This is a genomic window from Nocardia camponoti, from assembly GCF_014646135.1.
Lineage (GTDB): Bacteria > Actinomycetota > Actinomycetes > Mycobacteriales > Mycobacteriaceae > Nocardia > Nocardia camponoti.
On sequence record NZ_BMMW01000001.1, the window covers coordinates 1131486 to 1149936 of the forward strand.

Annotated in this window: 17 protein-coding genes; 8 read left to right on the top strand and 9 right to left on the bottom strand. The window is 66.0% G+C overall.

Annotated elements, in window-relative coordinates; genetic code table 11:
* The first annotated feature begins 27 nt into the window (after nucleotides 1-27).
* From IEX78_RS05230 to msrB, 3 genes are all read left to right on the top strand, one after another.
* Entirely contained in the window at nucleotides 28-1590 is a 1563-nt protein-coding gene (locus IEX78_RS05230) for an alpha/beta fold hydrolase (protein ID WP_188827638.1), read from the top strand.
* A gap of 82 nt (nucleotides 1591-1672) precedes the next feature.
* The gene (locus tag IEX78_RS05235; RefSeq protein ID WP_229683721.1) at nucleotides 1673-2986 is read left to right on the top strand and encodes a glycosyltransferase family 87 protein; all 1314 of its coding nucleotides are present in this window, start codon (nucleotides 1673-1675) and stop codon (nucleotides 2984-2986) included.
* A gap of 39 nt (nucleotides 2987-3025) precedes the next feature.
* Nucleotides 3026-3478, top strand: coding sequence for a peptide-methionine (R)-S-oxide reductase MsrB (gene msrB, locus IEX78_RS05240; RefSeq protein WP_188827639.1), 453 nt, complete (start codon nucleotides 3026-3028; stop codon nucleotides 3476-3478).
* A 51-nt stretch (nucleotides 3479-3529) separates the two neighbouring features.
* On the opposite strand, the gene hemQ is transcribed toward msrB, so the two are convergent.
* The 4 genes from hemQ to hemE all read right to left on the bottom strand — a co-directional run bounded on the left by hemQ (nucleotide 3530) and on the right by hemE (nucleotide 7090).
* Nucleotides 3530-4225 carry a hydrogen peroxide-dependent heme synthase gene (gene hemQ / locus IEX78_RS05245; RefSeq protein ID WP_188827640.1) on the bottom strand — a complete coding sequence of 232 codons (696 nt, stop codon included), beginning with the start codon at nucleotides 4223-4225 and terminating at the stop codon, nucleotides 3530-3532.
* Between the two features lie 5 nt (nucleotides 4226-4230).
* The gene (locus IEX78_RS05250) at nucleotides 4231-4413 is read right to left on the bottom strand and encodes a hypothetical protein (protein ID WP_188827641.1); all 183 of its coding nucleotides are present in this window, start codon (nucleotides 4411-4413) and stop codon (nucleotides 4231-4233) included.
* 57 nt (nucleotides 4414-4470) lie between these two features.
* Entirely contained in the window at nucleotides 4471-5814 is a 1344-nt protein-coding gene (locus tag IEX78_RS05255) for a protoporphyrinogen oxidase (protein ID WP_188827642.1), read from the bottom strand.
* A 220-nt stretch (nucleotides 5815-6034) separates the two neighbouring features.
* On the bottom strand, nucleotides 6035-7090 hold the full coding sequence (gene hemE / locus IEX78_RS05260; RefSeq protein WP_188827643.1) for a uroporphyrinogen decarboxylase: 1056 nt from the start codon (nucleotides 7088-7090) through the stop codon (nucleotides 6035-6037).
* Between the two features lie 202 nt (nucleotides 7091-7292).
* Between hemE and IEX78_RS05265 the strand changes: the two genes are divergently transcribed.
* Together IEX78_RS05265 and IEX78_RS05270 are read left to right on the top strand one after the other, a co-directional pair.
* On the top strand, nucleotides 7293-7925 hold the full coding sequence (locus IEX78_RS05265; protein ID WP_188827644.1) for a DUF3000 domain-containing protein: 633 nt from the start codon (nucleotides 7293-7295) through the stop codon (nucleotides 7923-7925).
* Between the two features lie 28 nt (nucleotides 7926-7953).
* Nucleotides 7954-9201, top strand: coding sequence for a ribonuclease D (locus IEX78_RS05270; protein WP_188827645.1), 1248 nt, complete (start codon nucleotides 7954-7956; stop codon nucleotides 9199-9201).
* A 6-nt stretch (nucleotides 9202-9207) separates the two neighbouring features.
* On the opposite strand, the gene dxs is transcribed toward IEX78_RS05270, so the two are convergent.
* Nucleotides 9208-11139 (bottom strand): 1-deoxy-D-xylulose-5-phosphate synthase, encoded by a 1932-nt coding sequence (gene dxs, locus IEX78_RS05275; RefSeq protein WP_188827646.1) that lies wholly within the window; start codon nucleotides 11137-11139, stop codon nucleotides 9208-9210.
* Between the two features lie 179 nt (nucleotides 11140-11318).
* Between dxs and IEX78_RS05280 the strand changes: the two genes are divergently transcribed.
* Entirely contained in the window at nucleotides 11319-12020 is a 702-nt protein-coding gene (locus IEX78_RS05280) for an SIMPL domain-containing protein (protein WP_188827647.1), read from the top strand.
* Between the two features lie 199 nt (nucleotides 12021-12219).
* Here IEX78_RS05280 and IEX78_RS05285 read toward each other — a convergent pair whose 3' ends face one another.
* Together IEX78_RS05285 and IEX78_RS05290 are read right to left on the bottom strand one after the other, a co-directional pair.
* On the bottom strand, nucleotides 12220-13572 hold the full coding sequence (locus IEX78_RS05285) for a class I SAM-dependent RNA methyltransferase (RefSeq protein WP_188827648.1): 1353 nt from the start codon (nucleotides 13570-13572) through the stop codon (nucleotides 12220-12222).
* A 19-nt stretch (nucleotides 13573-13591) separates the two neighbouring features.
* On the bottom strand, nucleotides 13592-15586 hold the full coding sequence (locus IEX78_RS05290) for an APC family permease (RefSeq protein ID WP_188827649.1): 1995 nt from the start codon (nucleotides 15584-15586) through the stop codon (nucleotides 13592-13594).
* 148 nt (nucleotides 15587-15734) lie between these two features.
* Here IEX78_RS05290 and IEX78_RS05295 point away from each other — a divergent pair, with 148 nt between their 5' ends.
* Both IEX78_RS05295 and IEX78_RS05300 read left to right on the top strand, forming a co-directional pair.
* Nucleotides 15735-16400, top strand: a complete 666-nt coding sequence (locus tag IEX78_RS05295; RefSeq protein WP_188827650.1) for a potassium channel family protein — start codon at nucleotides 15735-15737, stop codon at nucleotides 16398-16400.
* Nucleotide 16401: 1 nt separating this feature from the next.
* Complete coding sequence (locus IEX78_RS05300) at nucleotides 16402-17073, top strand: potassium channel family protein (RefSeq protein ID WP_188827651.1); 672 nt, start codon at nucleotides 16402-16404, stop codon at nucleotides 17071-17073.
* 1 nt (nucleotide 17074) lies between these two features.
* Here IEX78_RS05300 and shbA read toward each other — a convergent pair whose 3' ends face one another.
* Nucleotides 17075-17674: an RNA polymerase sigma factor ShbA gene (shbA, locus tag IEX78_RS05305; protein ID WP_188827652.1), complete on the bottom strand. Its 600-nt coding sequence runs from the start codon at nucleotides 17672-17674 to the stop codon at nucleotides 17075-17077.
* 113 nt (nucleotides 17675-17787) lie between these two features.
* Nucleotides 17788-18450, bottom strand: coding sequence for a DUF3159 domain-containing protein (locus IEX78_RS05310; RefSeq protein WP_188827653.1), 663 nt, complete (start codon nucleotides 18448-18450; stop codon nucleotides 17788-17790).
* Nucleotide 18451: the final 1 nt, after the last annotated feature.

The window sequence follows — 18451 nt, forward strand, 5'->3', positions numbered from 1 at the left end:
CGGGCCAAAGGTGGCAATGTGTAGCCCATGCGCTTGACTCGGGCCGCCGCGACGGCCGCGACACTGTCGATGTTGGCAGCGATAGTTGCCGGTTGCGGGGTTGGTCCGTCGGATCGTCCCGCTGTCGCGGTCGAGCGGCCGGGGTCCGGTGGCGCGGTGCAGCCTGGTCCCGACGCGCCCACTAACGCCAAAGCCGAGAAGCCCAAGACCGACCTCGCGTGGCGCGACTGCACCACGACGACACTCAACAGCTTGGATTTGGGCGCGCCCCCCGCCGGGTTGGTGCTCGAATGCGCCGATTTCGCAACGCCGATCGACGCTGCGGGCTCGGTGATTGGCACCTTCCACGCTGCCGCGATGCGCGCGCGACTGCCACAGACGCCGGTGGACGCGCCGCCGCTCGTGCTCACTTCCGGCGCGGATCGGTCGTCGGGGTCGACGCTCGCCGGTCTCGCGATCGGTCGCAATACCGCGTTGCTCGCCGCGCAACCCGTTGTCGCCGTCGATCGACGTGGCATCGGCGCATCGCAGCCCATCGACTGCATTCCGGCTCAGCTGCGCGCGGTGATGAGCGACCTCGGCCAGACCGGTGTTGGCAGCAACGACCCGGTCGCCGCGGTCGCGAAGTACAGCCAGGACGCCACGATCGCCTGCCGCGACTTCCTCCAGCCGTATGAGGGCACGTTCGACGCGACCCATGCCGCCGATGATCTTGAGCAGCTGCGCAAGCAGTGGCAGGTCGACAAGATCAACCTGCTTGGGTCGGGCAACGGCGGCAAGGTCGCGTTGAGTTACGCCCGTCGCTACGGCGACCATCTCGCGCGGCTCGTTCTCGACGCACCGCAACCGGTCGCATCCGATGCGGTCACCGTCGCCGAAGCGCAGGTGACCGGTGCCGAAGCCGCGCTCACCGCGTTCGCGCAACGCTGCAAGGCGATCAACTGCGCGCTCGGCGCCGACCCCCGCGCGACGGTCACGTCGCTGATGGGCAAAGCGACAGCGAACCAGCTCGGCGACATTTCCGCCGCCGATCTGTCGACCGCGCTGACCGGGTTCCTGTCGAGCCCACGCGCCGATCAGGCCGACCGGGTGCCCGTCCTCGCCGACGCGCTCGCCGCCGCCGACCGAGGCGATCGCGGGCCGCTAAGCGCGATCGTCACCCGCGAGACCGCCGCGATCAACTCCGACGGCGAGTTCGTGAACCGCTGCACCGACAGCCTGCAAGCGCCGCCACAGGAACGCGCGCGTGAGCTGGCCACCACCTGGGCGACGAAGTACCCGGTGTTCGGCCGCGACGCCGCGATTCGACTGATGCTGTGCTCTGCGTGGCCGGTATCGACCGCGCCGCCGCTGCCCAGTGACCTGAAAATGCCCGTGCTTGTCTTCGCGGGCGCGGCCGACCCCGTTGTTGGCGGCGCTGCCGCGTCGGTGACCGGCGCGTTGGGTGTGGCGGGCGCGACACACGCGACGATGACGTGGCAGGGCTGGGGTCATCCGGTCGCCGCACATTCCGGGTGTGCGCAACAGGTATTGACCACCTATCTCGCTGACGCGAAATTGCCCTCCGACGGCGGCGCCTGCCCCGCCTGACGGCCCCGGCGACCTGCGTTTGTCGGCGCGTCGAGCGACACCGGGGACACGTGTTGGTCTCGATTCGGTGTACCGTGCCCAAGTGTTGTTCCGACAGCTCGAGCCTCGTACCGCTCGCACCTCCGCCGAGGTGATCAAGTTCGCATTGTGGCCATTCGCGGTCATGACGGTGCTGAACCGCGTCTTCATCAAGGCGATCAACGGGTTCGTCACCGACGACTACCGGCCGGTGTACAACGCCTCGTTCGAGTTCCTGAACCGCAGGCCCGTGTACACGGCCGACTTCAGTTCTGTCGACCCCCATTACCTCTATCCGCCGAGCGGCACGTTGCTGATCGCGCCCGTGGCGGTGATCGAATACGAGTTGTCGCGGTGGTTGTTCATCGCGCTCAATACCGCGGCGATTCTGCTGGCGTGGTATTTGCTGTTGAAGCTGTTCAACTTCGGGCTCAACTCCGTTGCCGCGCCCGCGTTGCTGCTCGCGATGTTCGCGTCGGAGACGGTCACCAACACGTTGGTCTTCACCAACGTCAACGGCTGTTTGCTGCTCGCTGAGCTGGCGTTCCTGCATCTGCTGCTCAAACGACGCGACCTGTGGGCCGGTGCCGCGCTTGGGTTATCGATCGCGGTGAAACCCACGCTCGCACCGCTGCTGCTTGTCGCCGCCGTGCGCGGGCAGTGGAAGGTCTTCATCACTGGGCTCGGCGTGCCGGTCGCGTTGAACATCATCGCGTGGCCGTTGTCGAAGGACGCTGGCAAGTTCTTCACTGACGTGATGCCGTATCTGATGGAGTCGCGCGACTACTTCAACAGCGCGATCGTGGGCAACGCGGCTTATTACGGGCTTCCCGAGTGGCTCACGTTGCTTGTGCGGGTGCTCATGGCGGGCGTTGTCGCGGTCACGCTGTGGTTGCTGTGGCGCTACTACCGCCAAGACGAACTGTTCTTCGTCACCACGTTCTCTGGCGTGCTGCTCACCGCGTACTTCCTGCTGCCGTCGCTCGGCCAGATGTACTACTCGATGATGCTTTTCCCGTTCCTCATGACCGTTGTCCTGCGCAATTCGGTGCTGCGCAACTGGCCAGCGTGGTTGGCGATTTTCGGGTTCATGACCTACGACAAGTGGCTGTCGGATCGCTGGCAGGACATCGGCCGCAACCTTGAGTATCTGCGCGTCACCTTCGGGTGGGGACTGCTGCTCATCGTTGTCTTCTGCGTTGTCGGCGACCGGTATTTGGCGGCACGTCGCCAGGGTCGACTGCAGTACGGAATCGACCCGATCTGGATGACGTCAGCGCCCAAGCCGGAACCGGTCGCCTCAGTGCCGCAGCTTGACGACGAACTCATCGACGATGACGCATCGGCGATCGACGACAGGCAACCCGCGCTCAAATAGGTACGGGCGCGAGCGCGGAGAAAGCATTAGCGTGGAGTTATGAGTGCTGACTCTTCGCTGCCTAACTCTTCGCTCCCCGCCCCGCGTTTCCAGCTCACGCCGCAGGAGTGGCGGGCCAAATTGGATCCCGAGGAATACGCCGTGTTGCGCGAAGCGGCCACTGAGCGCCCGTTCGTCGGCGAGTACACCGACACCAAAACGCCGGGCGTGTACACGTGCAAAGCGTGCGATGCCGAATTGTTCCGCAGCACCGAAAAGTTCGACTCGCACTGCGGTTGGCCGTCGTTTTTCGACCCGGCCAATTCGGATGCGGTGATTCTCAAGCCTGACGACAGCATGGGCATGCGCCGTGTTGAGGTGGTGTGCGCGAACTGCCACAGCCACCTTGGGCATGTATTCGAGGGTGAGGGGTACGCCACCCCGACCGACCAGCGGTATTGCATCAACTCGATCGCGTTGAAGCACGCGCCGGAATCGTCGGACAGCAAATAACGACAATGCCCGCCAGCACCGGTGTTGGCGGGCATTGTGTCAACGTGTGCCTTACGGCAGCGACGCGACCAACTGCTCAACGTCGACGCGCGGTCCAGTGAAGAACGGGACCTCTTCGCGCACATGCAGTCGCGCTTCGGTGGCGCGCAGGTCGCGCATGAGGTCGACGATGCGGTGCAGTTCCGGCGCTTCGAACGCGAGCAGCCACTCGTAGTCGCCCAGTGCCATCGAACTCACCGTGTTGGCGCGCACGTCGGGGTAGCCGCGCGCGGCCTTGCCGTGGTCGGCGAGCATCTTGCGACGCTCGTCGTCGGGCAGCAGGTACCACTCGTACGAGCGGACGAACGGGTAGACGCAGATGTAGTTTCCGGGTTCTTCGCCAGCGAGGAACGCGGGGATGTGGCTTTTGTTGAATTCGGCGGGGCGGTGCAAAGCGACGTTGCTCCACACCGGCGCGCTCGCCTTGCCGAGTTCGGTGGTGCGACGGAAGTCGGCGTAGGCGGCCTGGAGATCTTCGACGCGCTCGGCGTGGGTCCACAGCATGAAGTCGGCGTCGGCGCGCATGCCAGCAACGTCATAGATGCCGCGCAGCACAACACCCGAGTCGGCGAGCCCGTCGAAGAACTCGCGCGCTTCCTTGATCGCGGCAGTCCGGTCGTCGCCGAGGACGCCCGGTTGCACCTGGAACACCGAGAACATCAGGTAGCGAATGGTGGAATTGAGTTCCTGATAATCGAGTCGCGCCATGGGTCCTATGGTGCCACTGCGCTGTTTTCGGCCGATCTGCGGGCACGCCACGGGCTTGTTTCGTCGGCACCGAAGACGCCAGTGACGGTGTTGCGTGCCGCGCGCGTTGGGTCGATTTCGATGGGGCCCAGTTCGGGGTCAAGGCACAGGATGCGCAGGGGCATGGTTGGCGGGTCGGTGATAGTCACAGCGAGCAATCATGCGGGAGGGCTATCGGTTGTGGTCGATGACACGCCGAATGGTGGTTAGACCTGCGAAAGTTGGGTCACCGCACGGGTTCCGCTCGCCACGCAGGCGGGGACGCCGACGCCGTTGAGGTAGGCGCCGGCAAGCGCCAGGTTGGCGAATTCGCTTGTCCGCGTCTGCAATTCGGTGATCGTCGCGCCATGGTTGGGTGCGTATTGGGCGAGTGCGCCGGGCCAGCGCTGGACATGAGCGTGTGCCGGGGCGATCTTGACGCCGGTCACGGTGGCGAGGTCTTCGCTTGCGGCGGTGATGAGTTCATCGTCGGACCAGCGTTGCGCGCTGTCGTCGCCGAAGCGGCCGAAAGAGGCGCGGACGAGAAGGTGCTCACGGTCGGCAAGGTGAGGCCATTTGCGGCTGGACAGGGTAAATGCCTTGGCGCGCAAGGGTTCTCCGGTGGCGATGAGGATGCCGGAGTTGTCGGGGAGTTCGGTGTCGAGTGGGAGCGCGAGGGCGACGACGACCGAGGACGAGGGTTCGATTGTCGCCGCTGTCGCGGCCGCTTCGGGGGCGAAGGGGCGAAGGAGTCGCGCGACGGTCGGGGCGGGGACGGCGAGGATGAGGGCGTCGACGCGGCCAAGTGGGTCGACGATCCAGCCACTTTGGGCGGCGGGCGCGATTCGGGTCACCGCCGTGTTGGTGATGACGCGTGCGTCGGATGCGGCGACCAGTGCGGCGGTCAATGTCGCGTAACCGTCGCGCAGGGCACCGAAAACGGGCTCGGTGCTTGGCGCGGGCAGCGCCGCTTTGACAGCGGCGGTGAGATTCGGGGCACCGCGGTCTAAGGCTGCCGCCAGTGTCGGGAGGGCCGCGCGAACGCCAATCGACGACGCCATGCCCGCGTAGACACCGCCCAACAGGGGATCGACGCTGCGGCGAACCACCTGCTCACCGAAACGGTCGACGACCAGCGACGCGACGTCGGTATCGCTGCCTGGCGTCCAGCTAAACGGGCGCTCAGCTTCGGTCTCGATCCAGTTCAGCGCATCGTCGTCGACCAATCCACGCAGGGATTCGGCGTCGGACGGAATGCCCATCAGGGTGCGCGCGGGCAGCGGGTGCGTCGCGCCGCCCGCCCACACCAGCGGTCGCTTGCCTGCCGGGCGCACGAGTTGGTCGGCGAGACCCAGCTCGGTCATGAGGTCGATCACCTCGGGGCGTCGTCCAACGAACGCCTCAGCACCGAAATCGAGTGGGCCACCGCCTAATTCGCCGGTATGCAGCACTCCCCCGACGCGCTCGCCGCGTTCGAGGAGGACGATGTCGGCGTCGGGGCCAAACCGCTGTCGCGCCCGATACGCTGCGACGAGCCCACTAATTCCACCACCGACAACCGCGATCCGCATGGGACAAACGGTAGTCGCGCGACCTAGATCACCCGGACGCGCACGGGTGCTCACCGGCCCGGAGCTCTGGTGTTGCCCGTAGGACGGTCGCCACCAGCACCGGACGGTGTCGCACGCCAGCGCCCGCAGGTCCGGCCGGCAGGGCATTGCCCGACAGGACCGTCGTCACGAGCGCGGACGGTGTCGCGTGCTGGGCGGGCGACGGTTGGACAATCGCGCCCTACAGCGAGTGGATCAGTGCGACTAGGTCGGTGAGGACGGTCGGGTCGGTGTCGGGGAGGACGCCGTGGCCCAGGTTGAAGACGTGACCCGTCGCGCCGAGGGTCAGCGCCTCGTCCGCTTCCGCGACGATGCGGCGCGTTTCCGACTCGACCGCGTCGAAACCGGCGAACAGAATCGCCGGGTCGAGGTTGCCCTGCAAGCCCTTGCCCGGGCCAACTCGGCGCACGGCTTCGGTGAGCGGCACTCGCCAATCGACGCCGACAACGTCAGCGCCCGCTTCGCCCATCGCGTCGAGCAGTTCGCCGGTACCAACGCCGAAGTGGAAGCGCGGCACGCCCGCCTCAGCGACCTCGGCGAACACCCGCTGCGAATGCGGCAGCACGTATTCGCGGTAGTCAGCGAGCGACAGCGCCCCCGCCCACGAATCGAACAGTTGCAGCGCGTCGATGCCAGCGGCCAGCTGCGCTTGCAAGAAGGCGATGGTGATGTCGGTGAGCGCGCCGAGCAGCGCGTGCCAGGTTTCGGGGTCGGCGTGCATCATCGCCTTTGTGCGCTCGTGGTTCTTGCTCGGACCGCCCTCAACCAGGTACGACGCGAGCGTGAACGGGGCACCGGCGAAGCCGATCAGCGGCGTGTCGCCGAGTTCTTTGGTGAGCAGCCGCACGCCTTCGGCGACCGCGCCCACTTCTTCGGCGGCAAGGCGCGGCAGCGCGCGCACGTCGGCGACCGACCGCACCGGCGACGCGACGACGGGCCCAACGCCAGCGACGATGTCGAGGTCGATGCCCGCTGCCTTGAGCGGAACGACGATGTCGGAGAACAGAATCGCGGCGTCAACGTCGTGGCGACGGACCGGCTGCATGGTGATCTCACACACAAGCTCGGGGTTGAAGCAGGACTCAAGCATGCCGACGCCCTTGCGCAGTTCCCGATACTCGGGCAGCGAGCGACCCGCCTGGCGCATAAACCAGACCGGGCGTCGGGTTGGCGTCGCGCCAGTGGCAGCGGCCAGGAAAGGGGCATCGGGCAACTGGCGACGGGAATAAGTGCTCATCGGGGTTCATCCTAAGCGGCGACGCGAACGTCCGATTCGTCGCCATCGGCAATCCCTTTAGCCCCTCTAACCCCATCTGTCCCATTAGCCCCGAAACGGTGTCGACTCCGCCCAGAACCGCCTTTCCCGGGTGCATTCACCCCGGCGCGTTGGCGGCGCGCCTCCGACGTGGCCGCATGCCCACGGTCTAGCGTTGCCCCCCGTGACACCGCTCGACATCCGCGACGGCGCCGCACCGACCGGGGGACCTCCCCGCGAGCCTGCTTCTTTTCGGGCGGCGGTCGATGCGATGGGCACCGCAACAGTGCATCCCCGTATCGAGCTGGCGCCTATCCGTCCCCCACAACGGTTAGCGCCCTACTCGTATGCCCTGGGTGCTGAAGTTCTCCACCCCGAAGCGCCGACCGTGCCGATTGATTCCGACGGCGACGCGTTCGGTCGCCTAATCCTGCTCCACGACCCCGACGGCGACGCCACCTGGAACGGGGTATTTCGCCTTGTCGCCTATATCCAGGCCGACATCGACGCCGCGCTAGCCGCCGACCCGCTGCTACCGGAGGTGGCGTGGAGCTGGCTGGTCGACGCGCTTGAGTCGCGCGATCAGGACTACACCGCGCTCGGCGGGACCGTCACCGCGACCAGTTCCGTGCGCTACGGCGACATCGCGGGCCCACCGCGCGCCCATCAGCTGGAGTTGCGGGCGTCGTGGACGGCGATGAACACCGAAACGCGCACTCACGTGGAAGCCTTCGCCGAAGTCCTCGCGTTCGCGGCGGGTCTGCCTCCTGCCGGAATAACCCATTTGCGCCCGGAGTCCTATACCCGCACCGATTAGGGGCCGACGCCACGTAGAGTTCAGGGTTATGTCGGTCGCCGAGGAACCTACCGCAGCAGAGCCGCTGCTCGCCCCTGCTGAAGGGGTTCCCCCTGTGTTGGCGATCGCTGAAGAGGTGGCCGCTGCCGCCAAAACGCTCGCCGGTGGCACTGGTCCGTTGGCGGTCGACGCTGAGCGTGCTTCGGGTTTTCGCTACTCAGCGCGCGCCTATCTGATCCAGTTGCGCCGGGCAGGTGCTGGCAGTTTCCTCATCGACCCCATTCCGGTCGCTGATGCGCTCGCGCCGCTTGCCGAGGTGATCAATGAGCTGGAATGGGTTTTGCATTCGGCCGACCAGGACCTGCCTGGTCTCGCCGAGTTAGGGCTCGCGCCGGCGCGGCTGTTCGACACCGAACTGGGCGGTCGCCTCGCCGGGTATGAGCGAGTGGGGTTGGCCGCGATGGTGGAGAACCTGCTTGGCCGGTCGTTGCGGAAAGGCCACGGCGCGGCCGACTGGTCGTCGCGGCCGTTGCCTGCCGAGTGGCTCAATTACGCGGCGCTCGATGTGGAATTGCTGCTTGAACTGCGCGACCAGGTGGCTGCCGATCTGGACGCGCAGGGCAAATTGGGTTGGGCGAGTGAGGAATTCGAGCACGTCCGCACGCTCGACCCGCCCGCGCCCAAGGCCGATCGCTGGCGCAGGACTTCCGGGATTCATAACCTGCGGAGAAGTCGGCAGTTGGCCGTTGTTCGCGAATTGTGGACTACGCGTGATGAATTGGCGCGGGCGCGCGATGTTGCCCCGTCGCGGATTCTGCCGGATTCGGCGATTGTGGCCGCCGCGAATGGCGATCCGCGCACCATCGCACAGTTGCGCGCGCTGCCCGTTTTCGGCGGACCGCGTCAGCGGCGCTATTCCCGCGACTGGCTCGCCGCCATCGACCGCGCTCGCGCGCTCCCCGACAAGCAACTACCCCCGCTGAGCTTGCCGTTCGATGGCCCGCCGCCGGTGAACCGGTGGGAGCGGCGCGATCCGGCGGCGGCGGCGCGCCTGGCAACGGCTCGCGCGGCGATGGGCGAACTGTCGACCGAACACAGCATCCCCGTTGAGAACCTGCTGTCCCCCGATTTGGTGCGCCGCCTGTGCTGGGATGGGCTTCCCGATTACACGAATGTCGGTGCGCCGGAAGAACTTTCGGCAACGATCGAAGCACTGTTGCGCGCCGGCGGGGCTCGGCAGTGGCAGCTCACGTTGGCGGTGCCGGTGCTCACCGCGGCGCTGACACCGAAGAGCTAGGAAAGGTCAGCTCCCCTGCAACCAACCGCCGATGCGCTTGGCGATCAGTTCGGGGGTCAGGCCCAGTTCTTCCAGGAGTTCGTTGCGGGACGCGTGGTCCAAGAACTGTTGGGGCACACCAAGATCGCGGGTGGGGACGTTCAAGCCCGACTCGCGCAAACGCGCCGAGATGGTTGAGCCGATGCCGCCGTGCAGGCCACCATCTTCGACCGTCACCACAAAGCGGTAGTTCTCCGCGAGCTTCACCAGGGTGTCCGAGACCGGGAGGACCCAGCGCGGGTCGACCACGGTCACCGAAATGCCCTGCGGCTCAAGGAGTTCCGCGACAACCATCGCGGTCTCGGCGAAAGCGCCGACCGCGACAAGCAGGACGTCGCCGTGTTGATCTTGCGCGGAGCTGCCCGCCCCGAACAGCGCGGCCTCGGAGCCGCCAACATTCGGTGTCGCGAGGCGCAGCACGTCGACGCCGTCCAGGCGTTCAACGGCCGAAATATTGTGTGCAACACTGCCTTTGGGAAAGCGCACCACCGTTGGTCCATCGCTGATCGCCAGGGCCTCAGCCAGTTCCTCGCGCAAGGTGGCCTCGTCGCGCGGGGCGGCGACGCGAATGCCGGGGATAATGCCAAGCAGCGAGAAATCCCACATGCCGTTGTGGCTCGCGCCGTCGGGGCCGGTGATGCCAGCGCGGTCGAGCACGACGGTGACCGGTTGTTTCAGCAGCGCGACATCCATCAGCAACTGGTCGAACGCGCGGTTGAGGAACGTGGAGTAGATCGCGACAACCGGGTGCATCCCGCCGAGCGCGAGGCCAGCCGCCGACGTCATCGCATGCTGTTCAGCGATGCCCACATCAAACATGCGCTTGGGAAACCGCTCGCCAAAGGCGGCGAGGCCGGTCGGTCCGGGCATCGCTGCCGTGATCGCGACAATGTCGTCGCGGCGTTCGGCATGGGCGATGAGCTCTTCGGAGAACACCGCCGTCCACCCCTTCGCCTTGCCGCCCGCCAACGGGCGACCAGTAAGCGGGTCGATGGGGTCGCACGCGTGCATCTGGTCGGCCACATGGTTTTCGGCGTGCTCGTAGCCATTGCCCTTACGGGTGACCACATGCACAACGACCGGTCCACCAAAGTCCTTGGCGCGCCGCATCGCCGCTTCCAGCGCGACGAGGTCGTGACCGTCAACGGGACCGACATACTTCAACCCAAGGTCGGCGAACAACTCCTGCGGACTGACCGCGTCTTTGATCCCAGCCTTGAGCGCGTGCACCACCGAATACGCCGAATCCCCCACTGCCGGAATCGATTTGATCAGGCGTTTCCCCGTAACAAGCGCGTGTTCGTAGGCGGGTTGCGTGCGCAGCGCGGTAAGTCGGTCGGCGAGACCACCAATGGTCGGTGCGTACGAGCGACCGTTGTCGTTGACCACAACAACAACGGGACGATCGGGCGCGGCGGCGATGTTATTGAGCGCTTCCCAACACATGCCACCGGTCATCGCACCGTCGCCAACAACCGCGACAACGTGACGATCCTGGCCTGAGAGTTGGAACGCCTTGGCGAGCCCGTCGGCATACGACAGCGCCGCCGACGCGTGCGACGACTCAACCCAGTCGTGCTCGCTTTCGCTGCGACTTGGGTAGCCGGACAACCCATCGCGCATGCGCAGGGTGTCGAACTGATCCTTGCGACCGGTGAGGATTTTGTGGACGTACGCCTGATGGCCGGTGTCGAAGATGATCGGGTCGGCAGGCGAGTCGAAGATGCGGTGCAGCGCGATCGTGAGTTCGACAACGCCGAGATTGGGACCGAGGTGCCCACCCGTCGCGGCGACCTTCCGCACCAGGAATTCCCGGATCTCGTCGGCCAGTTCGCGCAATTCCGGTGCGCGCAGCTGGCGCAGATCCTCGGGCGAATCCACCCGCGACAGCACTCCCACTTTGCACACGCTCCCTCCGGACAGCCTGGGTAATCCGCCCAGTGTATTTGGTGGCACGAGGTGCGGGCCGTGAGGTCTGGTGGCTGGTAGGTGCCCCGCGCGTTTGTTCGACGAGCCTACGCGCGGGACCTACAGTGGCGACGGGTGCCGCGCTACCGCCACAGCCACGAGGAGTTGCCATGACCCACCCTGAACCACTCGTCCCGAGCATCACGATGTCGGGTCGCGGCACCGTGCGCGCCGTGCCGGATGTGGTCGAGTTGTCGCTCGCCGTACAGACCCGCGCCGGGCGTGTTGTCGCCGCGTACGAAGAGGCGGGGCGCGTGATCACGGCGGTCCTGCAAGCTCTGCGTGATGCCGGTGTCGACGAAAAGGACACGGCGACAACAGGATTGAGCATCGACCCCGAAACACGCTACAGCGAACGCAAGGGCAACGAGATCGTTGGGTACGCCGCCAGTTCGCGCATCCGAGTCGCGCTGCGCGAAGGGGTTGTCGACCCGGCGACGGCCATCGCGGCGGCCGTGCACGCGGGCGGCGACGCGATCCGTCTCGACGGCCTCACCCGCACGGTCGCCGACCCGGCCCCGCTGCTCACCCAGGCTCGCGACCTCGCCTTCGACGACGCGCGTGCCAAGGCCGAGCAGTACGCGACCCGCGCCGACGTGGCGCTGGGCCCGGTACTGGAAATCACCGAGCACACCGGCACCGCGTCCCCGCCGCCGATGCGGGCGCGCGAAGTGGCGTTGATGGCGTCGGCCTCGGCCGTCCCGGTAGTGGCTGGCGAAACCGAGGTCGACGCGACCGTGCGCGTGACCTGGGCTTTGCGCGCCCCGGATAGGTCACTCGCCCGCAGCCACTTCCAGAACGTCGCGGGATAACGTCAGCGCTCAAGCAAAGCGTGCGCTAGCCAGTGGCGACCGGTCCGCATCGGGGCGCACCAGCCGCGATCGCTCGCATCCACGCTCAAGCAAGACGTGCGCTAGCCAGCGGCGACCAGTCCGCATCGGGGCGCACCAGCCGCGATTGCCTCGCACCCGCGACCAAGGAAGCGCGCGCGCCCAGCAGGATTAGCCCGAATCAGCGCTCAAGCAGCGCCACGCACTCCACGTGGTGGGTGCCTGGGAACGCGTCGAACGCGCGCAACTGCGCCAGCGTGTATCCCGCGTCCAAGTACAAACCGAGGTCGCGGGCGAAGGATGCCGGGTCGCAGCCGATATGGATGATGCGTTGTGGGTCGGCGTCGGCGATCGCGCCGATCACCTCCTTGCCCGCACCCGCGCGCGGTGGGTCGAGCACGACCACGTCGGGCTGCACGACCGCGGCCTTGCTGTTCACCCACCGCTCGACCTTGTCGACGGTGAGGTCGAGCCACGGCAGGTCAGCGAGCGCGGATTTCCCATCTGCGACCGCGCTGCGCGACGACTCGACCGCTTCAACCCGACCGGTCGACCCGACCTGTTCGGCGAGTCGCGCGGCGAACACACCGACGCCGCTGTAGAGATCCCACGCGGTGGCACCCGGTTTCAGGTCAGCCCATTCGGCAACCAGATCCGAATACTGTTGTGCCGCACGGCGATGCGCCTGCCAGAAGCCCGTCGGCGACAGTTCCCACCGGCGATCAGCGACGATTTCGACCGGTCGCCCAGTGCCCTCGATCAGCAGTTCCTCACGCGGCGCGTTGGTCGCGGCCTTGCGCGCGGCGGCGTGATCGCGGACAGCGGCGCGGTCGTCACGGCCACCTCGGCCACGTCCCGGGCGCTGCCCACGTCCACGCGACGCACCACGCGGGGTGTCGGGGCGCACGTCGTCTGGCGACGCGGCCAGTTCGACGATGTGGCGCGTTCCCTCGCTGTCAACGGCGACGATGAGGTCCGACCCCGGCGTCCACGACCGGTCGGCGATCCCGTCGAGCGCGCCGTCAACGGCCTGCGGACAGCGCAGATCGGGGAGCACTTCGTTCGACCGAAGCTTGTGCACACCTGCCCGGCCAGCCGCGTCAACCGCGAGCCGCACGCGCGAACGCCACCCGCCGATCCCACCATCAGGACCGGCAACGTCACCGGGCATGGGCTCAACGACTATGTCGCGCTCAACGCCGGCGATGCGGCGCAGCTGGTCAGCGACCACCTTCGCCTTTAGTGCACGCTGAGCTTCTGGCTTCGCGAACGAGAAATCGCAACAGCCAGCGCCGCCCGGTCCCGACACCACGCAGGTCGCCGGAATCCGGTCGGGTGACGGTTCGATGATCTCGATCGCGTCAGCCCGGCAGAACGAGCCGCCGCGATCCTCGGTGACTTTCGCGCGCACCAGTTCGCCCGGCAGCCCGTGTCGCACGAAAACCACGCGACCCTCGTGTCGACCGACACAGAATCCACCGTGTCCAGGGTCGCCTAGTCGAATCTCGAATTCGTTTCCACGCCAATCACTCACGTGCCGTCCACCTCTCGGGTCATCGGCTGCCTGGCCGTTCGAAACCGCGGCGCACCGAACCGGGCGCGTTCACGTCGGCGGCCTGCTTGGCCTTACTCGACGAACTCAATTGCCATGGCACGGACGTGACCATCACGCCCGGCTCGAAAAGCAGTCGGCCTTTGAGTCGCAGCGCCGACTGATTATGCAGCACTTGTTCCCACCAGTGACCAACCACGTACTCGGGGATGAACACGGTGACCACGTCGCGCGGCGCGTCCTTGCGCACGCGTTTGACGTATTCGAGTACCGGTTTGGTGATCTCGCGGTAGGGCGATTCGATCACCTTCAACGGCACATTGATTTCGCTATTTTCCCACTCGCGCACCAACTTTCGCGTGTCGGCATCGTCGACGTTGACGGTGACGGCCTCAAGCGTGTCCGGGCGCGTCGCGCGGGCGTACGCGAGAGCGCGACGGGTTGGCAGGTGCAGTTTCGACACAAGCACGATCGAATGCGTGCGGCTTGGCAGCACACCGTCCCAATCGGACTCGTGCAGCTCACGCGACACCGAATCATAGTGGCGCCGAATGAGTTTCATGACGATGAAGATCGCGACCATTGTAATAATCGCGATATAGGCGCCGGCGAAAAACTTGGTGAGCAACACAATAACGAGCACGGTGCCCGTCGCGGTGAGGCCAATGGCGTTGATCACGCGCGAGCGCTTCATCTTCGCCCGCACCGACGGGTCGGTCTCGGTGCGCAACAGTCTCGTCCAGTGCCGCAGCATGCCGGTCTGGCTCAGCACGAACGACACGAAAACGCCGACGATGTAGAGCTGGATGAGCTTGGTGACCTCAGCGCCGAAGAACACGACGAACGCGATCGCCGCGCCCGACAGGAACAGAATGCCGTTGGAGAACGCGAGCCGGTCACCGCGCGTGTGCAGCTGACGCGGCAGGTAGCGGTCTTGGGCCAGGATCGACCCGAGCACCGGGAAACCGTTGAACGCGGTGTTGGCCGCGAGCACCAAGATCAGCGCGGTGACGATGGTGATGAAGAAGAAGCCGATCGGGAAGCCGTGGAAAACGGTTTCGGCCAGCTGCGCGATGAGCGTTTTCTGGTGATAGTCGGCCGGTGCGCCAACGAGGTCGGCGGAGTCGTGGGCGTACACGATGCCCACCTTCTGCGCCAGGATGATGATGCCCATGAGCAGCACGATCGCGATCGTGCCGAGCAGCAACAGCGTGGTCGCGGCATTGCGCGACTTGGGTTTGCGGAACGCGGGAACGCCGTTGCTGATGGCCTCAACGCCGGTCAGCGCCGCACAGCCGGACGAGAACGCGCGCGCGATCAAGAACGCGAACGCCAGCCCGTAAAGGTGCTCGTGTTCGGAGTCGAGTCCGAAGCCCGCCGATTCGGCACGCAACGGCTCGCCGAGGATATACACCTGGAACAGGCCCCAAAACAGCATCACGAACATGCCGACAATGAACGCATAGGTCGGAATCGCGAAGGCGGTGCCCGACTCACGCACCCCACGCAGGTTTACCGCCGTGAGCAGCGCGATCGCCACCACCGCGAACAACACCTTGTGCGTCGCCACAAACGGTACGGCCGAACCAATATTCGACGCCGCCGACGAAATCGACACCGCGACGGTGAGCACGTAGTCGACCAACAACGCGCTGCCGACGGTCAGGCCAGCGTTGGGCCCAAGATTCTTCGTCGCGACTTCATAGTCGCCACCACCGGACGGGTACGCGTGCACGTTCTGCCGGTAGGAGGCAACAACGATCGCCATCACCGCGGCGACGGCCAACCCCACCCAGGGCGCGTACACGTAGGCGCTGAGCCCACCCGCGCCCAAAACAAGGAAGATCTCCTCAGGGGCATACGCCACCGACGACATCGCATCGGATGCGAAAACGGGCAGCGCGATGCGCTTGGGCAATAACGTATGGCCGAGGGAATCGCTGCGGAACGGCCTGCCCAGCAGCATACGTTTAGCTGCTGTCGTCAACTTGGACACTGGGCTGAGCATAGAGCAGGAGATCCAACCCCTCAGTGCTGGCGTTAGGGTTTGCGCCGCGCCGCGCCGGGGAAAATGGGCGGTGGGTGAGGACGCCGGGTACGGTCCTTGCCGGGGTGCCACGGTCGGCGAGGAACGAGGATGCACGGTGTACGTAGTGATCATGGGCTGCGGGCGGGTCGGATCGTCGCTCGCACGCGCGCTGACCAGGGTCGGCCATGAAGTTACGGTGATCGATCGCGATCCCACGTCGTTCCGCAGGCTCGGTGACGATTTCCCTGGCCAGAAAATTGTGGGCGTCGGTTTTGACCGGGATGTGTTGACTCGGGCCGGGATCGAACGCGCCGACGCGTTCGCCGCTGTGAGCTCCGGTGACAACTCGAACATTATTTCCGCGCGCGTCGCCCGGGAAATGTTTGGTGTTGACCGTGTTGTCGCGCGCATTTATGACGCGAAACGCGCCGAAGTTTACGAACGCCTCGGCATTCCGACCATCGCGACCGTGCCGTGGACAACCGACCGATTCCTGCGCACGCTCATCGGCGATAACTCGACAACAACGTGGCGTGACCCAACGGGCGCGGTCGCGGTCACTCAACTCACGCTGCACGAAGACTGGTTCGGTCGCACCGTGCGCGACCTGGAACGCGAACTGCGCGTGCGGGTGGCGTTCATCCTGCGCTTCGGCCAGGGGCTGCTTCCCGAATCCAAGACGATCGTCCAAGCCGACGACGTCGTGTACGTCGCCGCCGCATCGGGCACGGTCGGCGAGGCCATCGCGTTGGCCGCCAATCCCCCCGTGAGCGAGGACTGACATGAAGGTAGCTATTGCGGGCGCTGGCGCGGTCGGTCGATCGATCGCGCGCGAACTGCTGCGCGGCGGTCATCGGGTGATGCTGCTGGAACGTCAGCTCGACCACATCGACCCGGCAGCTATTCCCGACGCGGTGTGGGTCCACGCCGACGCGTGCGAGTTGTCGCTGCTGGAAAACGCCGATTTAGAGACCTACGAGGTGGTCATCGCCGCGACCGGCGACGACAAGGCCAACCTCGTGCACAGCCTGCTCGCCAAAACCGAGTTCGGGGTGCGCAGGGTGGTCGCGCGGGTCAATGACCCGCGCAATGAGTGGCTGTTCGACGAGTCGTGGGGCGTTGACGTCGCGGTGTCGACGCCGCGCCTGCTCGCCTCGCTCGTCGAAGAAGCGGTGTCGGTCGGCGACCTCGTTCGACTGATGACGCTGCGGCAAGGTCAGGCCAACCTGGTTGAGATCACGCTGCCGGGCGATACCGCGTTGGCGGGCAAGCCGGTTCGCACGCTCAACCTGCCGCGCGACACCGCGCTCGTCACGATCCTGCGTGGCGGTCGCGTGATCGTGCCCCAGGCCGACGACCCGTTCGAAGGCGACGACGAACTGCTGTTCGTGACGTCGGTGGAAGCCGAGGAAGACCTGCGGCTTTCGCTCGCGACCCACGGCATCACGCCGTAGTTCACGCGACCTGCAATTCCCTGCGCAGCTTGTTGAGCGCGCGGTGCTGGATCACGCGCACAACACCGGGGCTCGTACCGATCGCCTCGGCCGTCTCGGCGGCACTCCAACCCATCACCACGCGCAACAACAGCACTTCCTGGTGATTCGGCGCGAGCACCTTCATCAGTTCGCGAGCGTGGGCGCGACGTTCGAACGCCAACGTCCACTCCTCGGGTCCCGGTCCCGTCCCCGCGTGATCGGGCAAGTCAGCCATCGGAAACGCGGTGTGCTTGCCGCGACGGAACGCGTCGGAAACCTTGTTCGCGGCGATGCCGTAGACGAACGCGAGGAATGTCTTGCCCTGGTCTTCGTAGCGGCTGATGCTCGCGACGGTGGCGATGAGGATTTCCTGCATCACGTCGTCGACGGTGACGGTGAGGTGGCTGGTGTTGCCCATGCGGGCGATGCAGTAGCGCCGGATCAGCGGGGAGATGATGCGCAGGATCTGGTCGACGGCGTGCCGGTCACCGCGCGCGGCGGGGGAGATCAACGTGTCGAGTTCGGCGGCGATGCGCTTGCTCTCCGACTGGGCGGGGCTTCGACGGGGCTGGATTGTCATCTGTCGCCGGTCCTTTCACGAACGATGCGTTTGCTTATGCATTGATCGTGCGTCGAACCGGGCTCACAAAACAGATACCCCAGGGTGGGTAGTGCCCCACCTCCGAATGTGGGCTAGACCACCGAGGTGTCGTCGGTTTTCTTACCGAGCGGCAGATGCCCGGCACGCCGAACGGCCCACACCGTGACCGCGAGCGCGATCGCGGTGAGCGGCCAGCCCATCGCGATGCGGGCTGCGGCGAGCCAGCCGGTGTGGTCGGTGTCGTAGAGCTGCGACTGGACCAGATAGCGCGCACCGAAGACGACAACCCACACCGCGGTCGCGAGGTCGTAGAGCTTGCGGATGCGCCGGTCAGCACGCCACGCGGTGCCGTGACCGTTGAGCGCGCCCCAAATCACGCCGACGAGCGGCCAGCGGAACAGAATCGACAACGCGAACGCGCCCGCGTAAACGAGGCTGGCGTAAATGCCGAAGAGGAAGAACCCCTTCGCTTCGCCGGTGCGGTGGGCGATGAACGCGCACAGACCAACACCGAGGAAACCGGAAATCGCGGGTTGAATCGGTTCGTGGCGGAACAGTCGCCAGCCGAGAATCGCGGCGGCGATGCCAAGCGACGACCAAATCGCGACGGTGAGATTGGCGAAGGAGTTGACCGGGACGAACACCAGCACAGGAAGCGTGGAGTAAATCAGGCCACTGAGCCCGCCGAGTTGTTCGAGCAGGGTTTGCTCGGCTTCCGCGACTTCGACGTCGTTGGCTTCAGAACTAGAAGGCATG